This window comes from Acinetobacter sp. NIPH 817 (genome assembly GCF_000368405.1).
Classification (GTDB): domain Bacteria; phylum Pseudomonadota; class Gammaproteobacteria; order Pseudomonadales; family Moraxellaceae; genus Acinetobacter.
The window spans coordinates 1,864,067-1,881,689 of the sequence record NZ_KB849420.1 but is presented as its reverse complement, the minus strand read 5'-3'; the positions used below and the strand labels follow the sequence as shown (position 1 = coordinate 1,881,689).

The 17,623-nt window shown below is 41.7% G+C and carries 17 protein-coding genes and 2 pseudogenes; 6 read left to right on the top strand and 13 right to left on the bottom strand.

Going from position 1 to position 17,623, the window contains the following annotated elements:
- From F968_RS12570 to benA, 4 genes and pseudogenes are all read right to left on the bottom strand, one after another.
- Entirely contained in the window at window positions 1-786 is a 786-nt protein-coding gene (locus F968_RS12570) for a 1,6-dihydroxycyclohexa-2,4-diene-1-carboxylate dehydrogenase (protein WP_004793617.1), read from the bottom strand.
- A gap of 21 nt (window positions 787-807) precedes the next feature.
- Complete coding sequence (gene benC, locus F968_RS12565) at window positions 808-1,824, bottom strand: benzoate 1,2-dioxygenase electron transfer component BenC (protein WP_004793615.1); 1,017 nt, start codon at window positions 1,822-1,824, stop codon at window positions 808-810.
- A gap of 52 nt (window positions 1,825-1,876) precedes the next feature.
- Window positions 1,877-2,396, bottom strand: a pseudogene (benB, locus tag F968_RS12560) (benzoate 1,2-dioxygenase small subunit).
- Window positions 2,393-3,775 carry a benzoate 1,2-dioxygenase large subunit gene (gene benA, locus F968_RS12555; RefSeq protein WP_004793610.1) on the bottom strand — a complete coding sequence of 461 codons (1,383 nt, stop codon included), beginning with the start codon at window positions 3,773-3,775 and terminating at the stop codon, window positions 2,393-2,395. The pseudogene benB and the gene benA overlap by 4 nt, the downstream one beginning before the upstream one ends.
- A gap of 106 nt (window positions 3,776-3,881) precedes the next feature.
- Here benA and F968_RS19870 point away from each other — a divergent pair.
- Both F968_RS19870 and F968_RS12550 read left to right on the top strand, forming a co-directional pair.
- A pseudogene (locus F968_RS19870) lies at window positions 3,882-4,012 on the top strand (hypothetical protein).
- Between the two features lie 44 nt (window positions 4,013-4,056).
- Entirely contained in the window at window positions 4,057-5,016 is a 960-nt protein-coding gene (locus F968_RS12550; RefSeq protein ID WP_004702719.1) for a LysR family transcriptional regulator, read from the top strand.
- Window positions 5,017-5,064: 48 nt separating this feature from the next.
- On the opposite strand, the gene F968_RS12545 is transcribed toward F968_RS12550, so the two are convergent.
- The 7 genes from F968_RS12545 to F968_RS12515 all read right to left on the bottom strand — a co-directional run bounded on the left by F968_RS12545 (window position 5,065) and on the right by F968_RS12515 (window position 10,783).
- Window positions 5,065-5,946, bottom strand: a complete 882-nt coding sequence (locus F968_RS12545) for a SphA family protein (protein WP_004793606.1) — start codon at window positions 5,944-5,946, stop codon at window positions 5,065-5,067.
- Between the two features lie 182 nt (window positions 5,947-6,128).
- Entirely contained in the window at window positions 6,129-7,190 is a 1,062-nt protein-coding gene (locus F968_RS12540; RefSeq protein ID WP_004793604.1) for an NADH:ubiquinone reductase (Na(+)-transporting) subunit F, read from the bottom strand.
- 14 nt (window positions 7,191-7,204) lie between these two features.
- Complete coding sequence (locus F968_RS12535) at window positions 7,205-7,567, bottom strand: phenol hydroxylase subunit P4 (protein ID WP_004793601.1); 363 nt, start codon at window positions 7,565-7,567, stop codon at window positions 7,205-7,207.
- A 59-nt stretch (window positions 7,568-7,626) separates the two neighbouring features.
- Window positions 7,627-9,153, bottom strand: a complete 1,527-nt coding sequence (locus F968_RS12530; protein WP_004793599.1) for an aromatic/alkene/methane monooxygenase hydroxylase/oxygenase subunit alpha — start codon at window positions 9,151-9,153, stop codon at window positions 7,627-7,629.
- A 45-nt stretch (window positions 9,154-9,198) separates the two neighbouring features.
- Window positions 9,199-9,465 carry an MmoB/DmpM family protein gene (locus tag F968_RS12525; protein WP_000049450.1) on the bottom strand — a complete coding sequence of 89 codons (267 nt, stop codon included), beginning with the start codon at window positions 9,463-9,465 and terminating at the stop codon, window positions 9,199-9,201.
- Window positions 9,466-9,476: 11 nt separating this feature from the next.
- Window positions 9,477-10,475, bottom strand: a complete 999-nt coding sequence (locus F968_RS12520; protein WP_004793598.1) for an aromatic/alkene monooxygenase hydroxylase subunit beta — start codon at window positions 10,473-10,475, stop codon at window positions 9,477-9,479.
- 20 nt (window positions 10,476-10,495) lie between these two features.
- Window positions 10,496-10,783 carry a phenol hydroxylase subunit gene (locus F968_RS12515; RefSeq protein WP_000193471.1) on the bottom strand — a complete coding sequence of 96 codons (288 nt, stop codon included), beginning with the start codon at window positions 10,781-10,783 and terminating at the stop codon, window positions 10,496-10,498.
- 369 nt (window positions 10,784-11,152) lie between these two features.
- Here F968_RS12515 and mobR point away from each other — a divergent pair, with 369 nt between their 5' ends.
- On the top strand, window positions 11,153-12,823 hold the full coding sequence (mobR, locus tag F968_RS12510; protein WP_004793596.1) for a phenol degradation transcriptional regulator MobR: 1,671 nt from the start codon (window positions 11,153-11,155) through the stop codon (window positions 12,821-12,823).
- Between the two features lie 57 nt (window positions 12,824-12,880).
- Here mobR and F968_RS12505 read toward each other — a convergent pair whose 3' ends face one another.
- Complete coding sequence (locus F968_RS12505; protein WP_077162564.1) at window positions 12,881-13,081, bottom strand: heavy-metal-associated domain-containing protein; 201 nt, start codon at window positions 13,079-13,081, stop codon at window positions 12,881-12,883.
- A gap of 166 nt (window positions 13,082-13,247) precedes the next feature.
- Here F968_RS12505 and F968_RS12500 point away from each other — a divergent pair, with 166 nt between their 5' ends.
- From F968_RS12500 to F968_RS12490, 3 genes are all read left to right on the top strand, one after another.
- Window positions 13,248-15,719: a heavy metal translocating P-type ATPase gene (locus F968_RS12500; protein WP_004793591.1), complete on the top strand. Its 2,472-nt coding sequence runs from the start codon at window positions 13,248-13,250 to the stop codon at window positions 15,717-15,719.
- Window positions 15,720-15,794: 75 nt separating this feature from the next.
- Complete coding sequence (gene cueR / locus F968_RS12495) at window positions 15,795-16,196, top strand: Cu(I)-responsive transcriptional regulator (protein ID WP_004642046.1); 402 nt, start codon at window positions 15,795-15,797, stop codon at window positions 16,194-16,196.
- Between the two features lie 28 nt (window positions 16,197-16,224).
- Complete coding sequence (locus tag F968_RS12490) at window positions 16,225-16,632, top strand: GFA family protein (RefSeq protein WP_004793588.1); 408 nt, start codon at window positions 16,225-16,227, stop codon at window positions 16,630-16,632.
- Between the two features lie 634 nt (window positions 16,633-17,266).
- Here the strand turns inward: F968_RS12490 and F968_RS12485 are convergent.
- A complete protein-coding gene (locus tag F968_RS12485; protein WP_004793587.1) occupies window positions 17,267-17,623 on the bottom strand; it encodes a four-helix bundle copper-binding protein in 357 nt (118 codons plus the stop codon).

Here is a 17,623-nt window from a genome sequence, read left to right as displayed (position 1 = left end):
TTAACCCTGATCTCCACCTCCGACTGAAATAACCGAGCCAGTCATATAGGATGCGTCATCTGATGCAAGAAATAAAATTGCATTCACTTGTTCTTGAATTGTGCCATAACGACCCATAAATGTTCGATCTATTGTTTGATCAACCACTTGCTGCATCCAGTCTTTTTCATTTTGACTTAACGGATTGGTATTACGTGGTACTTTCCGAGGTGGTGCTTCGGTTCCACCAGTCGCAACGGCATTGACTCGGATCCCATCTTTAGCATGTTCAAAAGCAAGCGATGCTGTTAGAGCATTTACACCGCCCTTAGATGCAGAATAGGGAATACGATTAATACCACGGGTTGCAATTGAAGATACATTTATAATAACTCCCGATTGTTGCTTAATCATGGCAGGTAACACAGCGCGGCAACACCATAACGTTGGAAATAACGAGCGATTCACTTCCTTAATGATCTCTTCTTCAGAAAACTCTTCAAAAGGTTTCATCCAGATTGCGCCACCTACGTTATTAATCAGGATATCTACCCGACCATAGTATTCAATGGCTTTTGCAACAACCGCTTGCGCACCTGTATAGGTTTCAAGGTCAGCATTAATCGTGACAGCATCACCGCCTGCACTCTGAATTTCTTTAAGAACTTCATTAACATATTCAGAGCGGTCAGCCATGATGACTTGTCCGCCTTCAGCCGCGATTTGTAAAGCTACGCCACGACCAATGCCTTGAGCACTACCCGTAACAATCACGACTTTATTAGTAAATCTTTGACGGTTTGACATAGATAGCTTCTCCACCTTGAGTTAGTTTGCAGAGAATTTTTCAAACAAGAAACTAGCAGGTTTGATATTTTCAGTTTCTAACCAGCCACGAACAGCTTCTACCATTGGCACCGGTCCACATAGATAAACATCGACATCGCCATCGTTTAACCATTCACTTTCAATATGACCAGTGACATAGCCTTTGCGTTCATGCTGACTTTCAGGACTTGCAACCACAGTTCGGTATTCGAACCACGGGAATTTCGCCTGCAATTCATTAAGTTTTTCTAGAGCAACCAAATCAAAGTCATTGGTGACACCAAAGACTAAACGAACAGGCTGTTCTGAACCTTTTTCTTCAAGCACTTGTAACATCGACATAAATGGGGCAATGCCAGTACCGCCTGCGAGCATCAGCACTGGGCGAGCTATATTGCGTAAATAGAAGCTACCGAATGGACCAGTAAACGTCATTTTGTCGCCAGCTTGAGCATTCTTACTTAAAAACTCACTCATTTTGCCGTTCGGCACGTTACGGACCACAAAGCCCGTTAAGCGATTGCCCGGTTTTGAGCTAAATGAATATGAACGTGTTTCGCCAGTTTCAGGAATTGCAACGTTGACGTATTGACCTGCAAGGAAATGAATATCCGGTTGGCCTTCATCAAGTTGGATATCAAATGTGATGGTTGAATCTGATAAGTTTTCAACGCGGGCTAATGTGCCTTGGAAGCTATGAATTGCAGTTTTGCAAACATCTGACGAGGCTTGAATTTGGAATACGGCGTCTGAAGTTGGGCGACATTGGCAAGCAAGAATATAGCCTTGCTCAGCTTCTTCAGGGGTTAACGCATCTTCAATATAGGTTTCTTCTGGCATGTCATAACTGCCAGACTCGCAAAATGCGCGGCAAGTTCCACATGCTCCATCACGGCAATCCAAAGGAATATTAATTTTTTGGCGATAGGCTGCGTCAGATAGGGTTTCGCCCTGAGCTACGTTAATAAAACGTGTAACACCATCTTCAAATTGAAGTGCAACATTGTGGTTTGACATGGCATGTATCCTACAAAATATTTGAAACTTTTGCCCTCAGCCAACCATCCGTTTAACTGAGGGGGTATGTCTTAAAGGTGGTAAATATCAATAACCTGATTGATGTAGTCATTTTTCAAAACGACATACTTGCTCAAGATTTTTGGTTGATCACCTGAAAAATCGATCACATAACGTGACATACCGAAATAGCTGTAATTTGTCTTGTAACGGAAACTCAAGGTATTCCAGTTAAAGCGAACAGTGACTTTGTCTCCGTCGCGCTCTACGACTTCAACGTTGGCAATATTGTGGCTTGTGCGTGTGTCTGGCATGGTTGCAGATGAGCGCTCGGTTTTAATACGAAACACACGATCTTCTAAACCTTGACGGTCTGGATAATAAATAAGTGAAATTTCAGATTGCGGATCTTCAGTTAATCTATCGTCGTCGTCCCAAGCTGGCATCCAGAAAGAAGCTTCGGGTGAATAGCATTCAATCCAATCTTCCCATTGTTCATCATCTAAAAAGCGAGCTTCACGATAGAGAAACTGAGCAATATTTTCTAAAGTTGCTTTGTCTTGAGTGCTCATGCTGTTTCTCCCTGATCAGCAATTTCTTTCTCTGATGCAATCGCATGTTTCATGGTGTGTAACCAATATTGATGTTGGGCAAGATAAAGACCTTCATCTTCAGTTTTGATACCACTTAACATTGGTTTTAAACCGATTTCGTTCGCTGCATCGTCTGGTCCATAAATCCAATGTTTTGAACCACGGCACATGTCATTCCATTCAAGTGCAATACCGGCGTAGCCTGCCTGACAAGCACGGAATTCTTCTAAATCGTCTGGTGTTGCCATACCCGAAGCATTAAAGAAATCTTCATATTGACGGATACGACGTGCACGAGCTTCAGGTGCTTCGCCTTTAGGTGCGATACAGTAAATGGTAACTTCAGTTCTATTAACCGAAAGTGGGCGAAGTACACGAATTTGCGAACCGAACTGATCCATCAAATAAACGTTTGGATAGAGACACAAGTTACGTGAACGCTCAATCATCCATTTCGACATCGCTTCACCGTATTTTTCGGTATATTCGTCTGCTTTCGGGAAGTTTGGACGGTCTTCGGGGTTTGCCCATTGTGTCCAAAGCAACATGTGGCCATTTTCAAAGCCATATGAACCACCGCCTTGTTTACCCCAAGAACCTGCACTCATCGCACGGATGTTATCGGCAGCTTGAGTTTCTTTACGGTGTTGAGTCGTTGCTGCGTAGTTCCAGTGCACAGCAGAAACGTGGTAACCATCGGCACCATTTTCAGCGGTGAGTTTCCAGTTGCCTTCGTAGGTATAGGTAGATGAACCACGTAAAACTTCTAAACCATGTTCAGACTGGTCAACAATCATGTCGATGATTTTGGTGGTTTCACCCAAGAATTCTTCAAGAGAAGGAACATCGGGATTTAAGCTACCAAATAAGAAGCCTTTGTAGCTCTCAAAACGAGCCACTTTTTTAAGGTCGTGTGAGCCTTCTTGGTTAAAACAGTCAGAGTAACCAGCTTCACTTGGATCTTTAACTTTTAGAAGTTTACCTGAGTTGTTAAACGTCCAGCCGTGGAAAGGGCAGGTATATGTTGCTTTGTTACCACGCTTGTGACGGCAAAGTTGTGCTCCGCGGTGTGAACACGCATTGATCATGGCATTGAGTTCGCCGTTACGATTGCGGGCAATAATGACTGGCTGACGACCAATGTGAGTGGTGTAGTAGTCATTATTATTTGGAATTTGGCTTTCGTGTGCTAAGTAAACCCAATTACCTTCGAAGATATATTTCATTTCGAGGTCAAATAGGGCTTCGTCAGTAAACACTGAGCGATGAAGTTTAAATTCACCTGTATCGATATTATCTACAAGTAATTCATCAATACGGTCAAGATGGCTAGTATTGATTACAGGAATACGTGGCATGTCCGTTCTCCGACTTTCCAAAAGTGTGGAAGTCACCAAGGCCTTAGCTACGATCTACAAGGTCTTGATATCCTAATATTGTCAATGAAGCGCATAAGCGCGTTGGATGCTTAACCGTGAATTGATGAAGATGAATAGCTTGAAGATTGGCAAGAGGGCTTTTTTCACAAAGCCATTCATCACTTCATCGGTTTGTTGCTTGTATATACCTTAAAAGAATGGTTAAACTGTGTCTAAGACTGAATTTGCATTTTTTTATATCTTAAAGGTATGGATGCCTTATGGAACTAAGACATTTACGGTATTTTGTGGCTGTTGTTGAAGAGCAGAGCTTTACAAAAGCCGCGGAAAAACTATTTATTGCTCAACCACCTTTGAGTCGACAGATTCAAAATTTGGAAAGTGAGCTTGGAATTCAACTGTTTGAGCGTGGAAGTCGTCCTTTACAGACAACACCAGCCGGACATTTCTTTTATCAGCATGCCCTTAAACTTTTGTCGAATGCTGAAGAAATAAAAAGTATGACCAAACGTATTGGTCTGATTGAACGTAGTGTGACGATTGGTTTTGTCGGGTCTTTACTCTATGGTTTACTGCCTCGAATCATTTATTTATTTCGTCAGCAGCAGCCGCATCTGAATATTCAATTGATGGAGTTAAGTACGACCGAGCAACTACAGGCATTAAAAGAAGGACGCATTGATGTTGGATTTGGACGTCTAAGAATTAGTGATCCTGCGGTGAGACGCATTCTGCTACGTAAAGAACGATTAGTAGTTGCTGCCCATACGAGCCACCCCATTGCGCAGCGTACGGAGGGGGTATATCTGGCCGATCTCATTGATGAAAAGATGTTTATGTATCCCACTTCGCCGAAACCCAATTTTTCGACCCAGCTTTTGAACATTTTTGCCGAACATAGTTTGGTTCCAAAAAATATGCATGAAATACGGGAAATTCAACTGGCTTTGGGCTTGGTGGCAGCGGGTGAAGGTTTGTGTATTATTCCTGCCAGTGCCGATACCATTCGCTTTCCTCATTTAAATTACATTCCGATTTTAGATAACGGCGCAGTCAGCCCGATTTTTATTACTGCTCGTGCAATGGACCGAAGTGAAGACTTACAGCTTTTATTTGATTGTATTTATCAGGTGTATGATCTTGAAGGGATACCATATAAACGCACCGTTTTCACGCTCGATCAGAATCCGATAGATGATTCAGACGGTATCGATTTTTAAATAAAGCAGGGCATAGCCTCAAAAGCTGAAGCTATGCGTTGATGTGTTTTAGAAAGCCCAAATCAGTTTTAGCCAGCTGGTGTGGCCTTCGGGACGATATTCGACTTCGGTTTCTTTTAAAAATTTGGCTTCAATAGACCAGTTTTTATCGGCATATTGAATGCCTGGACCAATTGCAAAAGCCTGTCCTTTAAAACCAATATCATTTCCATTTACTTTGTCATCTGTGGTTTGTTTAAAAGCATAGCCTTCAAATGCCACTTTGAGTTTGGGATTAATGCGGTAGCCTAAGCTATAGTCACCCGCAATGTATTGTCCAGACTGGTAGTCGGTTGAGTCGTTACGCGTATTCCAGCTATAAGACAGTTTAGTTGAAAGATCTAAGCCCGCCGCGTTGGCATAACTATAGGCAAGAATAGGTCGAATGGTGTGATAGTTTTTCCCGAGATTAGCTTCAACTGGATGTGCCGTATTTGGAGTGTCATATTCACCTGTTCCCAGTACGGTTTCTAGGGCTGCAATCCAGTGATGATTTCCTTGATGCCAGCCGAGCATACCACCCAAAATCAAGTCTCCGAGACCTTGGTTTGAGTCAGCCATTCCATTTACTTTAAGCCGTAGATCAACCAATGGCTGGGCTGCATAAAAACCGAGTTGCCCATCCAGAATTTTTTGATTGGTCATCCAGACCAGCCGAGGAACCACAGCATTGACATCAACATGGAACTGGTCGGGACCATTTTGAAACTCTGATGTGTGGTAATTTTGATAATAACTGAGTAGATAAACCCCAGCAGGTGGTAAGGCACCCGCCATCATACCTTCGGCACCTAAAGCAAAAGAATCTGAGCCACTTTCTGTCGCAAATGCAGATTGAACGTAAAGAGCAGTGAGCACACCACATATGATTGCAGCAATTTTGTTATTCATAGAATGTCCTATTCTGTGTTATTTCGCTTGTCACTAAAAAACGTTATTCCTTAACGATCTTTAAAAACTTGAGTTGTTTAACCTGTAAATTTGGAATGTAGAACTCCTATGAGCTTTGTATTAGCTTTCTAAATTGCAAATACAAGCTCATTTGAAAAAGCGGAGTGCTTAAAGGTTTATCTTTAAATATGCTTGAATAAAGCTGAACGCGATTGTCCAGCAGCACCATCGGCTGCACTTAAGAAGCGTTCAGTGTGAATGTCCCTTTCGAATAAGCGACTTTGCATGAGTGTTGAAATTGCAGAGTCGATCATGATTGGTGGGCCGCACAAATACGCTTTGTGCCCACCACATCGATTTTCAAAGTAATCGGCAACGGCCTCGTGCACAAATCCGGTAAATCCAGTCCATTGGTCTTCTGCTTTTGGTGCATTGAGAGCAGGGATATAGCGGAAGTTCGGATAGTCTTTTACGAGCTGTTCAAACAATTCTCGGTTGTATAGCTCTGCCAAATCTCGTGCTCCTTGGAACAGGTAAATCGTGCGACTATCTCCAGACTCAAGCAAATCTAAAATCATCGATTGTGGACTTGAAAGACCTGAACCACCTGCAATGAAAATGGCATTTTGATCATCTGACCTGCGTACGAAAAATTGACCATAAGGGCCTGAAATATCAAGCTGATCACCTGTGACAAGTTGTTCATGTACATAAGTCGTCGCCGCACCACCTTCAACTTTACGAATATGCAGCTCAACAATGCCGACTTCACTTGGTGAATTGGCAATTGAAAATGCCCGTGTTCCTTCAATATCTGGAAATTGGACATTGATATATTGGCCAGCTTGGAACTCGATTGGGCGATCTAGTTGTAGACGAATACCTTTAATGGTTGGCGATAGATCTTTTATTTCAATTACGGTCGCTTGATAGTCTTGAACCAAATGACCTAAGAAATCTGGGTCTTCATCGACATCGGCTTCAATAACCATGTCGGACTGTGGTTTGCAGCAACAAGCAAGCACCTTGTTTTCATCGCGTTCGATATCCATGAGCGCAAATGGTGAAGCTTCACCAACATCATAAAAACCGTCGGTGACTTGAACCTTGCATGTCCCACAAGTGCCATGACCACAGGCAAAGGGTAACCAAACGCCTTGGCGTAAAGCGGCGTCTAAAATAGTTTGGTCTTCTTCAACTTCAATCGTTGTTCCGATCGGTTCAATGGTGACTTGATAACTCATGACACACCTCCGAATTAAACATAGCTGTCGTTATAGCCATTTAACTCTGGCGTAACGAAACGAAGTAATGACTTATGACCAAAACCAAGCTCTGCCAAAGTTTTTGTACTCTCAGGACTGATTATTTGACCATCTAAGCTGTATTGCACTTTTGACCAATCAATTTTGGCAAAATCTGGATGTTGGGCAAAACCACCTGTAATTTGTTGCTCAATCAACTGTTCAAGAGTTTGTTGAGGTGAGGCAAGCATGGCATGTGCCGAGCAAAAAAGTGTGTGATGATCCCAACCCACGTAAAGTAAGAATTGATCGCCATAATTTTTTTGCAGATCAAGCGGTTCAAATTGATAGTTGTTGTGTATCGCGCGAACAGTCATGTTCAATCTCCTTATTTCCGATCAGGCAGCTTGATGACTGCCTGAATAATTCCTTGTGCTTAAGCTGCGTTGCCTTTCCATTTTTTCCAGCGCTGTTGGTCTGGTGAACCTTCAATATCCAGATTGTCGGCACCAACATTCATACGGTAATAATCGCGGAGCATGGTTTCGAGGTCACCGCCACCACAGTTGCCTTGTAAAATTTGATTTACAGGTAACCATGCTTGTATATATTTCTCAGGCTCGCGTTCGAAAATGTCATGACAGCCATCTGAACAGGTGTGGTAGCGTTCGCCTTGGTAAATGGTATGGCGATAACTAAATTGAGTTGGGTCATCACCCATTTCGGTAAAGGTCATTGGAATCTGACAAACCTGACAAAGCTGTGGTAAACCTGCGTTATAGAAGCGTTTACCTTCGGCTTCCATTTTGCGAGCCAACTCCCATTTTGGACGGTAGTATTTATCGAAAGTGTCTGGATATTTAGCAGATAACCAATCCATTTCTTCGTCGGTTGGAATCCAAGTATGGAAACCGGCAGCATGACCAAAGTTATAGAAAATCCACCATGCCTGATGTGAGACATGCTCTTTTTCTTTCACAATCACATCGCTATATTTCGGCATACGAATGCCATAACGGCTCAAATCTTTAAATAGCGCACCGCCTGCTTGCTCAAAATAAACTTCCCAAGCTTCTTTCCACGACATCACTTTGTTTGGCAGCATGTAATCCATCATCATGCCTACAATTGAAAGTAAACGCGTCCCACGCCAGAACCATTTATCAATCCATTCCTGCACAATAGGTACATTGTCTTCATGCTGTTCGAGCAAGAATTTCACGATTTCAAGACCAAGCGTCATGTGACGCGCTTCATCTGACTGTGCACTAAAACCAAAGGTTACAGTTGCCATATCGCCGTTATAAGCTGCACCCGACATAAACGGCACAAATAGCAAGTTTGTAAGCACATATTCAAAAGCAAAACTAATGGCTAATAAAAATTCGAAAGGGCCAGCAGAACGGGCGTCTTCAAAAAATGATTTAGGTACAGACAAATACCAAACGCGGTCATGCATGTGTGCCCAGTCCTGAAAACCATCAAAGAACTTGTTGTAATGGCTCATGGCATGAATTTGAGTCTGTACATGACGCAGCTCATCAATCGACTGCATCTGAGAAGCAATACGTGCTCCAATACCACTAAACTGGCGACCTACATGGGCATAGCCTTGATAAGCCTGATATTCAAGTGGGGTTACCGCTGTTAAAAAGAGTTTAATCGCATTTAAGTAACGTTCATTGCTGACATTCATCTGACCATTGTTTTGAGCAAAAGCATCAAAAATGGCATAAAGTTTTTTCTCTTTTTCTGCCTGATATTTCCAGTAAGCATCCATGGTTAAACGGAATGGATCTTCCCATTTAGACCAGTCCGTAATTTTGATACCTTCAAACTCTTCATAAGGGAAGGCCTCTTTACGGTCAGCATAAGAAAAGTCCCAGTCCAGATCACGGGTTAAAGCGCGGTAACGATCTTTAGCATTTAATTTTTTGCTGGTTTCTTTCGTTTGAGTTGTCATGATTGATCATCCTTAAATCTTTGTTAAACAACGTCTATGTTGTGATTAATTCCAGTGAAGGCGGAAGGTGTCGTCATCTTCTTCGACGTTGCCGCCCAGCGTAATCATGTTGAGTTGTAACGATTGGATGTCCCAATCTTGGCCTAGTTTTTCAGATACGGTTTCGGCTTTAATCACCAAATCAGTTTCACTTTCAATTCGGATCATGGCGGGTAAATATTGAATTGAAGCTTCAGGGTTATCTTCTTCGATCGCTTCGAGGATGTAGCGTGAAGTATCGTTGTCCTGTAACGCGAGATAGACTTTAGACATGTTGCTTCTCCTTAAGCATTTGTAAGTGGTTGTAGGCCCAGTTTTTTTGCGCGATCAATCACAACTTGTTCTGCTTGATCGACTGCCTCTGCTGTTAAGGCTGCTGTTGCCCAGGGTGTAAAAGCTGCTTTTACTTGAGCTAAAGACTGGGTGAACCATTCATTTAATAGCTGTTTGTTGTGATCGGACTCTGTTGCGGCAGTTTTTATGACGGTATCTGACCACTTACGTAAATCACCTAAAGTGTCTTTCATAAACTCAGTCAGCATGGCTAAGTCGCGAGCATTTTGACTCACTAACCACTGATCAAACTGTTGATAGACAAGCTCTGTCACAAATCCGTCAATCACAAGGTTCTGTAATAAGAAAAGTTTGAAGTAGTCTTGCTCGGTGAGGCTTTCTTCACACAGACGGCGTAAACCTTGCCATGCGGGATTCTGCATCCAAGCCTGTTTTGCCTGCTGTAGTGAGGCGCCGCTATTACCATCTAAAGCTAAACCAATCCGTGAGATGTACTGCGCAATTCCTAAATGATCCATCGCGGCATAAATACAAGCTTGGGTAAGCACGGTGCCATAACCATAGGCACTACCAGACATCATGTGTAAGTTTGCCGTTTGTTCAACATGGCGAAATGGTAATAGGCATTCAATGACCTTGGCTTTGACTTCGTCAGACAAATGTTCTGCAAGCTGACGTTTTTCAAAAAAAGCAAAATTACTTTCGGCAGTGTCTTGTAAACGTGCACGGTGTTGAACGTAAGTTCCATAATAGAATTGACGTGGATCTTTAAATGCATACCAATCTTGCATTTGCAGGGCAGTATGGGTTTTGTCATTTAAAGTCTTTTTAGGTTTCCACAGTGGGCGATAGTGAAAGTTAGTTTCTGCCTGTACATCGAAACTTACTTCTTGATATCGAGTTGCTGGCTTACTACCAAATCGTCTTTCGATATAGGCGTAGTTCTGGCGGATAGGTTCGACATTTGACGTTTTGATTTCTAAAGTCATGGCTTTATCTCCTTATATTTTTACATCTGATCATCGTGATCGTTGCTATTACGTTGCGTGCCGACTAAGGTTGCTTCAGTGCCATAGCGCCATTTTTCTTCCTGAGCATCATTAAAAGCTTGTTGCTCTTGGGTCATTTCAACCACTTGATTGGTCTTACAAAAATCATTAAATGCATGTTTAGGCAAAACCAGTTCCACAAATAGACTTGGGTCGTGAATGGCAAAATCGAATTCGATAAACTCTGCGTTTAAGTCGCCAGTCACCCGAATATATTTGGTTAGTGCTTCGACTTGAGGTTGCGTCATGCTGTACTCCATCAAGACATGGTCTTGAAATTGATGAATGCTCCTTGCTCTCGCTATAAGCTTTACAAAAGCTATGCCAACTTTATTTTTATAATTAAAAACAATTGCTTAGTATTTTTATTAAAAGTGCAGCATTTTTAAAATTCACCATTTCATGAATTTTTTTGAATGGTGAAATAGAGATATTCATGATTTGATGAAGAGGGCCGTAGAAATTTCTTTTTAGATTATTTGAGGCTTTAAATGGAGAGGTTTAGAAATACTTTTTTAGTATGAAGTTATGTCTTTAAGGTACTAGGACATTTATCTGGTTCTTCGATAAGATGAGATAAAACCCAAATGTGTTTAATGGATTAAAACAGATCACTCATGGCTCGAGTAAAATACGATACAACGGGACGATACGCAGATCATCCGCAAGAAATTCACGATTTGCTGTCTAAACTGCACTTTGATACTGCCCACGGCCAAATCTGGTTTGATGAATATCGGATGCTGCTTTTACACACCAGCATTATGGGATATTTGCGCAAAGATTTAGCGCACATGATTGGGCTTGAGCGGACTAAGCGTTTCTTTATTCGTTTAGGGTATCAAGCTGGGTTAAAGGATGCAGAAGTTACAACAAAAATGCGTCCCGATTTAAATGAACACGATGCTTTTATGGCAGGTCCACAAATGCATGCCATTCGTGGAATGGTTCAAGTACAGGCTAACCAACTCAATTTAAGCCACGATAAAAAACAGTTTTATGCCGATTTAAATTGGCTCAATTCCTTTGAAGCCGATGTGCATTTAGAACATTTTGGTCCAAGTGAGGAACCTGCGTGTTGGATGCTACTTGGTTATGCATGCGGATACAGCAGTTTTGCGACGGGCATGACCATTATTTATCAAGAAATAGAGTGTAAAGCTTGCGGCGATGAGCATTGCCGTATTATCGGGAAGCCTTTAGAAGAGTGGGAAAATGCAGATGAGCTGATTCAGTTCATGTCACCAGAACCCATGGAAAAAGAACTGATCGCGTTGCAGGCTGAACTTTTTGAACTAAAAAAATCAATTTATAGCGACAGTGAGGCCGATTACCAATTATTTAGTTCTGTGGGTAAGTCAGCTTCTTATAAACAGGTCTGTGCATTACTAACAAAAGCAGCAGGCTCGAAAGTTTCTATTTTGCTACAAGGCGAAACTGGCGTTGGTAAAGAAGCTTTTGCACGAGGGGTGCATGAAAATAGTCAAAGAAAAGACCAGCCTTTTATCGCGGTAAACTGTGCAGCGATTCCACCAGAGTTAATTGAGTCTGAATTATTCGGGGTAGAAAAAGGTGCTTATACAGGAGCGCATCAATCTCGCTTGGGCAAGTTTGAACGAGCCAATGGCGGTACTATTTTTTTAGATGAAGTGATTGAGCTTTCTCCTCGTGCACAAGCAGCACTATTACGCATTTTGCAAGAAGGTGAATTTGAGCGAGTCGGAGATTCACAGACACGTATTTTAGATGTCCGTGTAATTACAGCAACCAATGAAGACCTTGAACAAGCTGTGAAAACAGGACGATTTCGGGCAGATTTGTATTATCGTTTAAATATTTTTCCAGTGCAGATTCCACCTTTGCGGGAGCGCCGTGAAGACATTCCTTTACTGGTTGAACACTTTCTTGATCGCTTTGAAAAAATGTACGGTAAAACCATTCAGGGTGTAAGTGAAAAGACCAAAGTTTTTATGCAGCAATATGAATGGCCAGGCAATATTCGCGAGTTGGAAAACTTATTAGAAAGGGCGGTTTTATTAACGGACGATCAGCAAATGATTAAGTTAAATGCCATTTTCCCACAGATTAAGTATGACCCAGAGCAGGCTGTAGCGGTTGAAACTGACTTTGAGCAATTATTGCAGGCAGAGTTTAATTTAGAAGAACACGAGAAGCAGTTAATTTTAACGGCTTTAAAAAAGGCAAATCATAATGTGTCTGAGGCAGCACGTTTATTGGGGCTAACTCGGGCAGCACTGGATTATCGAATTAAAAAATTTCAGCTTTGAATCACTATCAACAAGCTCAAAAATAAAGGCCTAACTTTAAACGTTAGGCCTTATTTATTATTGCACTTGAGCTGGGAAACCATCTTCTTCAAGTGCTTCAGTAATTTTATCGACGCTTTCACTGCTTTCAACAGTCACGATTTTGGTCGCTAAATCTACATCTACTTTTGCATTTGGGTCGATATCTTGAATCGTCGCAGTCACGCCACGAGCGCAGCCACCACAAGTCATATTTTCAATAAGTAGTTTCATGTTCATACTCCATCAAGAATGAGATGTTTGTTTGGATAACTCTGAGTCTAAACCTTGTCATGATTGTAAGGTCAATACTAAATTTTTAAAAAAATATGCTTGACCTTCCCATGATGGGAATCTGTATGCTCAATACAGAATATTAAATTTTGCAGATTTGCAGAGGTGTTTGATGGACTCAAAAAACACAAAATTGCCAGCATATAGTGAAACCCTTCCAATCGAAGGCATGACCTGTGCCTCGTGTGTAGGTCGTGTCGAAAAAGCACTTAAGAAAGTTGAAAATGTAGAGATTGCCAACGTTAATTTGGCAACAGAAAAAGCGGTTGTTTATTCAAATCAACCGATCCAGCGTGAAGCACTGGTTAAAGCAGTTGAACGAGCAGGTTATGATGTTCCAAAAGCTGCACCAGTCGAGTTGTCTATTGAGGGCATGACTTGTGCATCTTGTGTGGCACGAGTTGAAAAAGCCCTTAAAAAAGTAGACGGCGTTCAAGATGCCACAGTCAACTTAGCAACAGAGCAGGCTTGGGTACAGGCAGATACTTCGGTCAATGTCGAAGACTTAATTCGCGCTGTTAAAAAAGCAGGTTACGACGCAAAAGCATCTGAAAAAAATCAAGATGAGCAGCTCGACAAAAAAGCGTCAGAGTTAGATCAGCTTAAAAAAGATTTGATCATTTCGGTTGTATTGGCCTTACCTGTGTTTATTTTGGAAATGGGTTCACATCTCATTCCTGCTTTTCACATGTGGGTCATGCACACCATTGGTCAATACAATAGCTGGCTTTTACAATTTGTTTTGACCACATTAGTTCTCGTTTTCCCTGGTCGCCGTTTTTACCAAAAAGGTATTCCAGCCTTATGGCGTTTGGCGCCAGATATGAACTCGCTGGTTGCTGTTGGAACCTTGGCTGCCTACAGTTTTTCAGTCATTGCAACCTTTATGCCACAGGTTTTACCCCAAGGCACGGTCAATGTTTACTTTGAAGCGGCTGCCGTGATTGTCAGTTTAATTTTGCTTGGGCGATATTTTGAAGCAAAAGCCAAAGGACGTACTTCACAAGCTATTCAACATTTAGTAGGAATGCAGCCCAAAACTGCTCGCATTCAGCGTGACGGTCAAGTGATTGAAGTCGCAGTTGCCGACGTGGTCAGTGGAACTATTGTAGAAATTCGTCCGGGTGAACGTGTGCCAGTCGATGGTGAAGTGGTTGAAGGACATAGCTACATTGATGAATCTATGATTACGGGTGAGCCTGTTCCTGTTGAAAAAATCGTAGGGCAGCAAGTGGTTGGAGGTACAGTCAATCAGAATGGTACCCTAAACATTCGGGCAACCGCAGTGGGTAGCTCATCTGTACTTTCACAAATTATTCGCATGGTTGAACAAGCTCAAGGTTCTAAACTTCCGATTCAGGGTTTGGTCGATAAAGTCACCATGTGGTTTGTACCAGCTGTCATGCTAATTGCTGCAATCACTTTCTTGGTTTGGTTTATTTGGGGGCCAGAGCCTGCGCTAACTTTTGGCTTGGTGAATGCCGTTGCAGTACTGATTATTGCTTGTCCTTGTGCGATGGGACTTGCAACACCAACTTCTATTATGGTCGGTACTGGACGTGGTGCCGAGTTAGGTGTCTTGTTCCGTAAAGGTGAAGCTTTGCAGCTTTTACAAGAAGCGCAGGTTGTTGCAGTTGATAAAACGGGCACACTCACCGAAGGTAAACCGACACTGACTGATTTTAATGTGCAATCTGGCTTTGAACGTAAACAAGTGCTGACTTTAGTCGCCTCTGTCGAAGCCAAGTCTGAACACCCAATTGCTCTCGCAATTGTTCAAGCAGCAGAAAGCGAAGGCCTGACTTTATTACCCGTAACAGCATTTAACTCGATTACAGGTTCAGGTATTGAGGCTGAAGTATCAGGCCAAAAAGTACAAATTGGCGCAGACCGTTATATGCATCAACTTGGTTTAGACACCAACTCATTCCAAGCGATTGCTGCTCAGTTAGGTGAAGAGGGCAAAACACCGTTGTACGTCGCTGTCGATCAAAAACTTGCTGCAATTATTGCTGTGGCAGACCCAATTAAAGAAACAACCTATGCTGCGATTGAGGCCTTGCATCAGCTTGGGTTAAAGGTTGCCATGATCACTGGAGACAACCGTCATACGGCACAAGCCATTGCCAAAAAGCTAAAAATTGATGAAGTTGTGGCCGAGGTTCTACCCGAAGGCAAAGTCGATACAGTCCGCCAACTGCAAAAACAATATGGTCGCTTAGCTTTTGTAGGTGATGGCATTAACGATGCACCAGCCTTGGCGCAAGCAGATGTCGGCTTAGCCATTGGTACGGGCACAGATGTTGCCATTGAAGCAGCCGATGTTGTGTTGATGTCAGGTAGTTTAAAAGGCGTACCGAACGCAATTGCATTAAGTAAAGCAACCATGCGAAACATACGTCAAAACCTGTTCTGGGCATTTGTATATAACGTTGCTCTTATTCCAATTGCAGCAGGTGCGCTATATCCAGCATTGGGTGTATTACTTTCACCTATGTTTGCAGCAGGCGCGATGGCACTTTCTTCGGTTTTTGTGTTAGGCAATGCATTACGCTTAAAACGTTTTCATGCGCCAGTAGAGTAAACGTGCTGAAAATCAACTTTTGGTTTAAGATCATGACAGCAGGTCTTAAACCAAATTTAATATTTGAGGTGTGAGATGAATATCGGTCAGGCATCCAAACATTCGGGCATTTCAGCGAAAATGATTCGCTATTATGAAGAAATCGGTTTACTTGAAGCAGCTCAGCGTTCTGCTTCTGGCTATCGCATTTATTCAGAAACAGACCTTAAAACTTTAAACTTTTTAAAGCATGCACGAGAGTTAGGTTTTTCATCTGAACAGATGAAAGAGCTTATTTCGCTTTGGAAAAATACAGACCGGCAGAGTGCAGAGGTGAAAGCCTTAACCGTAAAACACATTGCCGAATTAAAACAGAAAATTGCCCATCTCCAAGAAATGGTTAATATTTTGCAGGCTTCAGCCGATGACTGCTGTGGTAACCAGCAAGCTTCTTGTGCCATCTTAGATCACATTGAAAAAGGTGTAGGTGTAAGCTAAGTTTCATTAAAATAAAAAAGGAAAAATCATGGCTTATACAGCTTCTTGTCTTTGTAATGGGATTCAACTGCAAATTAATAGCGAATTAGAACCCATCATGATCTGTCATTGTAAGCAATGTCAAAAAGCCCAAGGTGCTGCTTTCGCTGCCATTACTCAAGTACAAAAAAATAATTTGAATATTGTGCAGGGTGAAAACCTTTTACAGGCTTATTTTGCATCGCCTAATAAAAAGAGAGTGTTCTGTAAAACTTGTGGTTCACCGATCTGGAGTGAACGTTTAGATAAGCCAGAAGTGGTACGTTTAAGGGTAGGGCTTATTAATGAAGAAATATCGATATCTGCCAGTTCTCATGCTTTTGTGTCTTCAAAAGTGAAGTGGTATCCAATTTGCGATAGTGCTCGCCAATATCAAAATGGGGTAGAAAACCCTTAAATATTAAGGTTTGATCATGTTTTATTCATTTGTAAAAAAACGTGAACAAGACTAGCCATGAATAAATAATGTGCTATAACTGTACCTAAGGTAATCGTAATATCTCCTCGATCTACAGGGAAACTTGGGACAGGGCAAAAGATACGATAAGACCTTACTTATAGCTAGCAAAGAGCATGTAAGAGATGGATAGACACAAATCTTAGATTGCTCACCGTTGCAGAAAAGCCCGTGAAACGGGCTTTTTTAATGCCTGTACAAAAGCTATTTATTGGATGACCAGAATATAAATAAAATTTTTTATGAAGCCATTTTTTACCATTTGTTCTTAAGCAAATAAAAAGATGTAAAAATAATAAAAAATTTTAAACATACAGACTATTCTGTATTGCAATTTAATTTATTTATAGGTACATTTACTTAACGGTTTAAAGTTCAAGTTTAATAATGAACTCATGGTCGTTGTGGGAGATCTAAGAGCCTGCATTCTTCCCCAAGATGCGGGTTTTTTTTATGCCTATAGAAAAGTAATTATTAACTCGACTTAAATAAAAAACATATAATTTTCTGTTACTTATTATATTTTAATAAGCCTACGATCTAAAGATTGCGTAGGCTTTACACGTTTAAAAATTTAGGCGCGATAGGCCAAACAAGCTTTAGCACACGCTAAACATGCTTTAGCACAGATCTGACAGTGCTCATGTTCATGTTTACTGCATTCCGCTGCACAAAGTTGACAGGCATTAGCGCACAATTGCATGGCTTGTTCAGCAAGCTCAGAATTTCTTAACTCTAAAGATGTACACAGTTGGCAGGTTTCTACACATGTCATGCAATGCTTAATACACTCTCGCATCATATGGACATGTTCCTCTTGCAAACATGCAGCTGCGCACGTTTTACAAGCGATCATACATTCAATACAGGCTTGAACTGAGGTGGAGGTATCACAAAATAAAGCTGAGTTTGTTTCTTGTTGAATTTCCAT

What these genes read in the sequence shown, in the direction of transcription:
- F968_RS12570 (WP_004793617.1), bottom strand. Translation starts at nt 786, where the DNA reads ATGTCAAACCGTCAAAGATTTACTAATAAAGTCGTGATTGTTACGGGT.
- benC (WP_004793615.1), bottom strand. Translation starts at nt 1,824, where the DNA reads ATGTCAAACCACAATGTTGCACTTCAATTTGAAGATGGTGTTACACGT.
- benA (WP_004793610.1), bottom strand. Translation starts at nt 3,775, where the DNA reads ATGCCACGTATTCCTGTAATCAATACTAGCCATCTTGACCGTATTGAT.
- F968_RS12550 (WP_004702719.1), top strand. Translation starts at nt 4,057, where the DNA reads ATGGAACTAAGACATTTACGGTATTTTGTGGCTGTTGTTGAAGAGCAG.
- F968_RS12545 (WP_004793606.1), bottom strand. Translation starts at nt 5,946, where the DNA reads ATGAATAACAAAATTGCTGCAATCATATGTGGTGTGCTCACTGCTCTT.
- F968_RS12540 (WP_004793604.1), bottom strand. Translation starts at nt 7,190, where the DNA reads ATGAGTTATCAAGTCACCATTGAACCGATCGGAACAACGATTGAAGTT.
- F968_RS12535 (WP_004793601.1), bottom strand. Translation starts at nt 7,567, where the DNA reads ATGACTGTTCGCGCGATACACAACAACTATCAATTTGAACCGCTTGAT.
- F968_RS12530 (WP_004793599.1), bottom strand. Translation starts at nt 9,153, where the DNA reads ATGACAACTCAAACGAAAGAAACCAGCAAAAAATTAAATGCTAAAGAT.
- F968_RS12525 (WP_000049450.1), bottom strand. Translation starts at nt 9,465, where the DNA reads ATGTCTAAAGTCTATCTCGCGTTACAGGACAACGATACTTCACGCTAC.
- F968_RS12520 (WP_004793598.1), bottom strand. Translation starts at nt 10,475, where the DNA reads ATGACTTTAGAAATCAAAACGTCAAATGTCGAACCTATCCGCCAGAAC.
- F968_RS12515 (WP_000193471.1), bottom strand. Translation starts at nt 10,783, where the DNA reads ATGACGCAACCTCAAGTCGAAGCACTAACCAAATATATTCGGGTGACT.
- mobR (WP_004793596.1), top strand. Translation starts at nt 11,153, where the DNA reads ATGGCTCGAGTAAAATACGATACAACGGGACGATACGCAGATCATCCG.
- F968_RS12505 (WP_077162564.1), bottom strand. Translation starts at nt 13,081, where the DNA reads ATGAACATGAAACTACTTATTGAAAATATGACTTGTGGTGGCTGCGCT.
- F968_RS12500 (WP_004793591.1), top strand. Translation starts at nt 13,248, where the DNA reads ATGGACTCAAAAAACACAAAATTGCCAGCATATAGTGAAACCCTTCCA.
- cueR (WP_004642046.1), top strand. Translation starts at nt 15,795, where the DNA reads ATGAATATCGGTCAGGCATCCAAACATTCGGGCATTTCAGCGAAAATG.
- F968_RS12490 (WP_004793588.1), top strand. Translation starts at nt 16,225, where the DNA reads ATGGCTTATACAGCTTCTTGTCTTTGTAATGGGATTCAACTGCAAATT.
- F968_RS12485 (WP_004793587.1), bottom strand. Translation starts at nt 17,623, where the DNA reads ATGGAAATTCAACAAGAAACAAACTCAGCTTTATTTTGTGATACCTCC.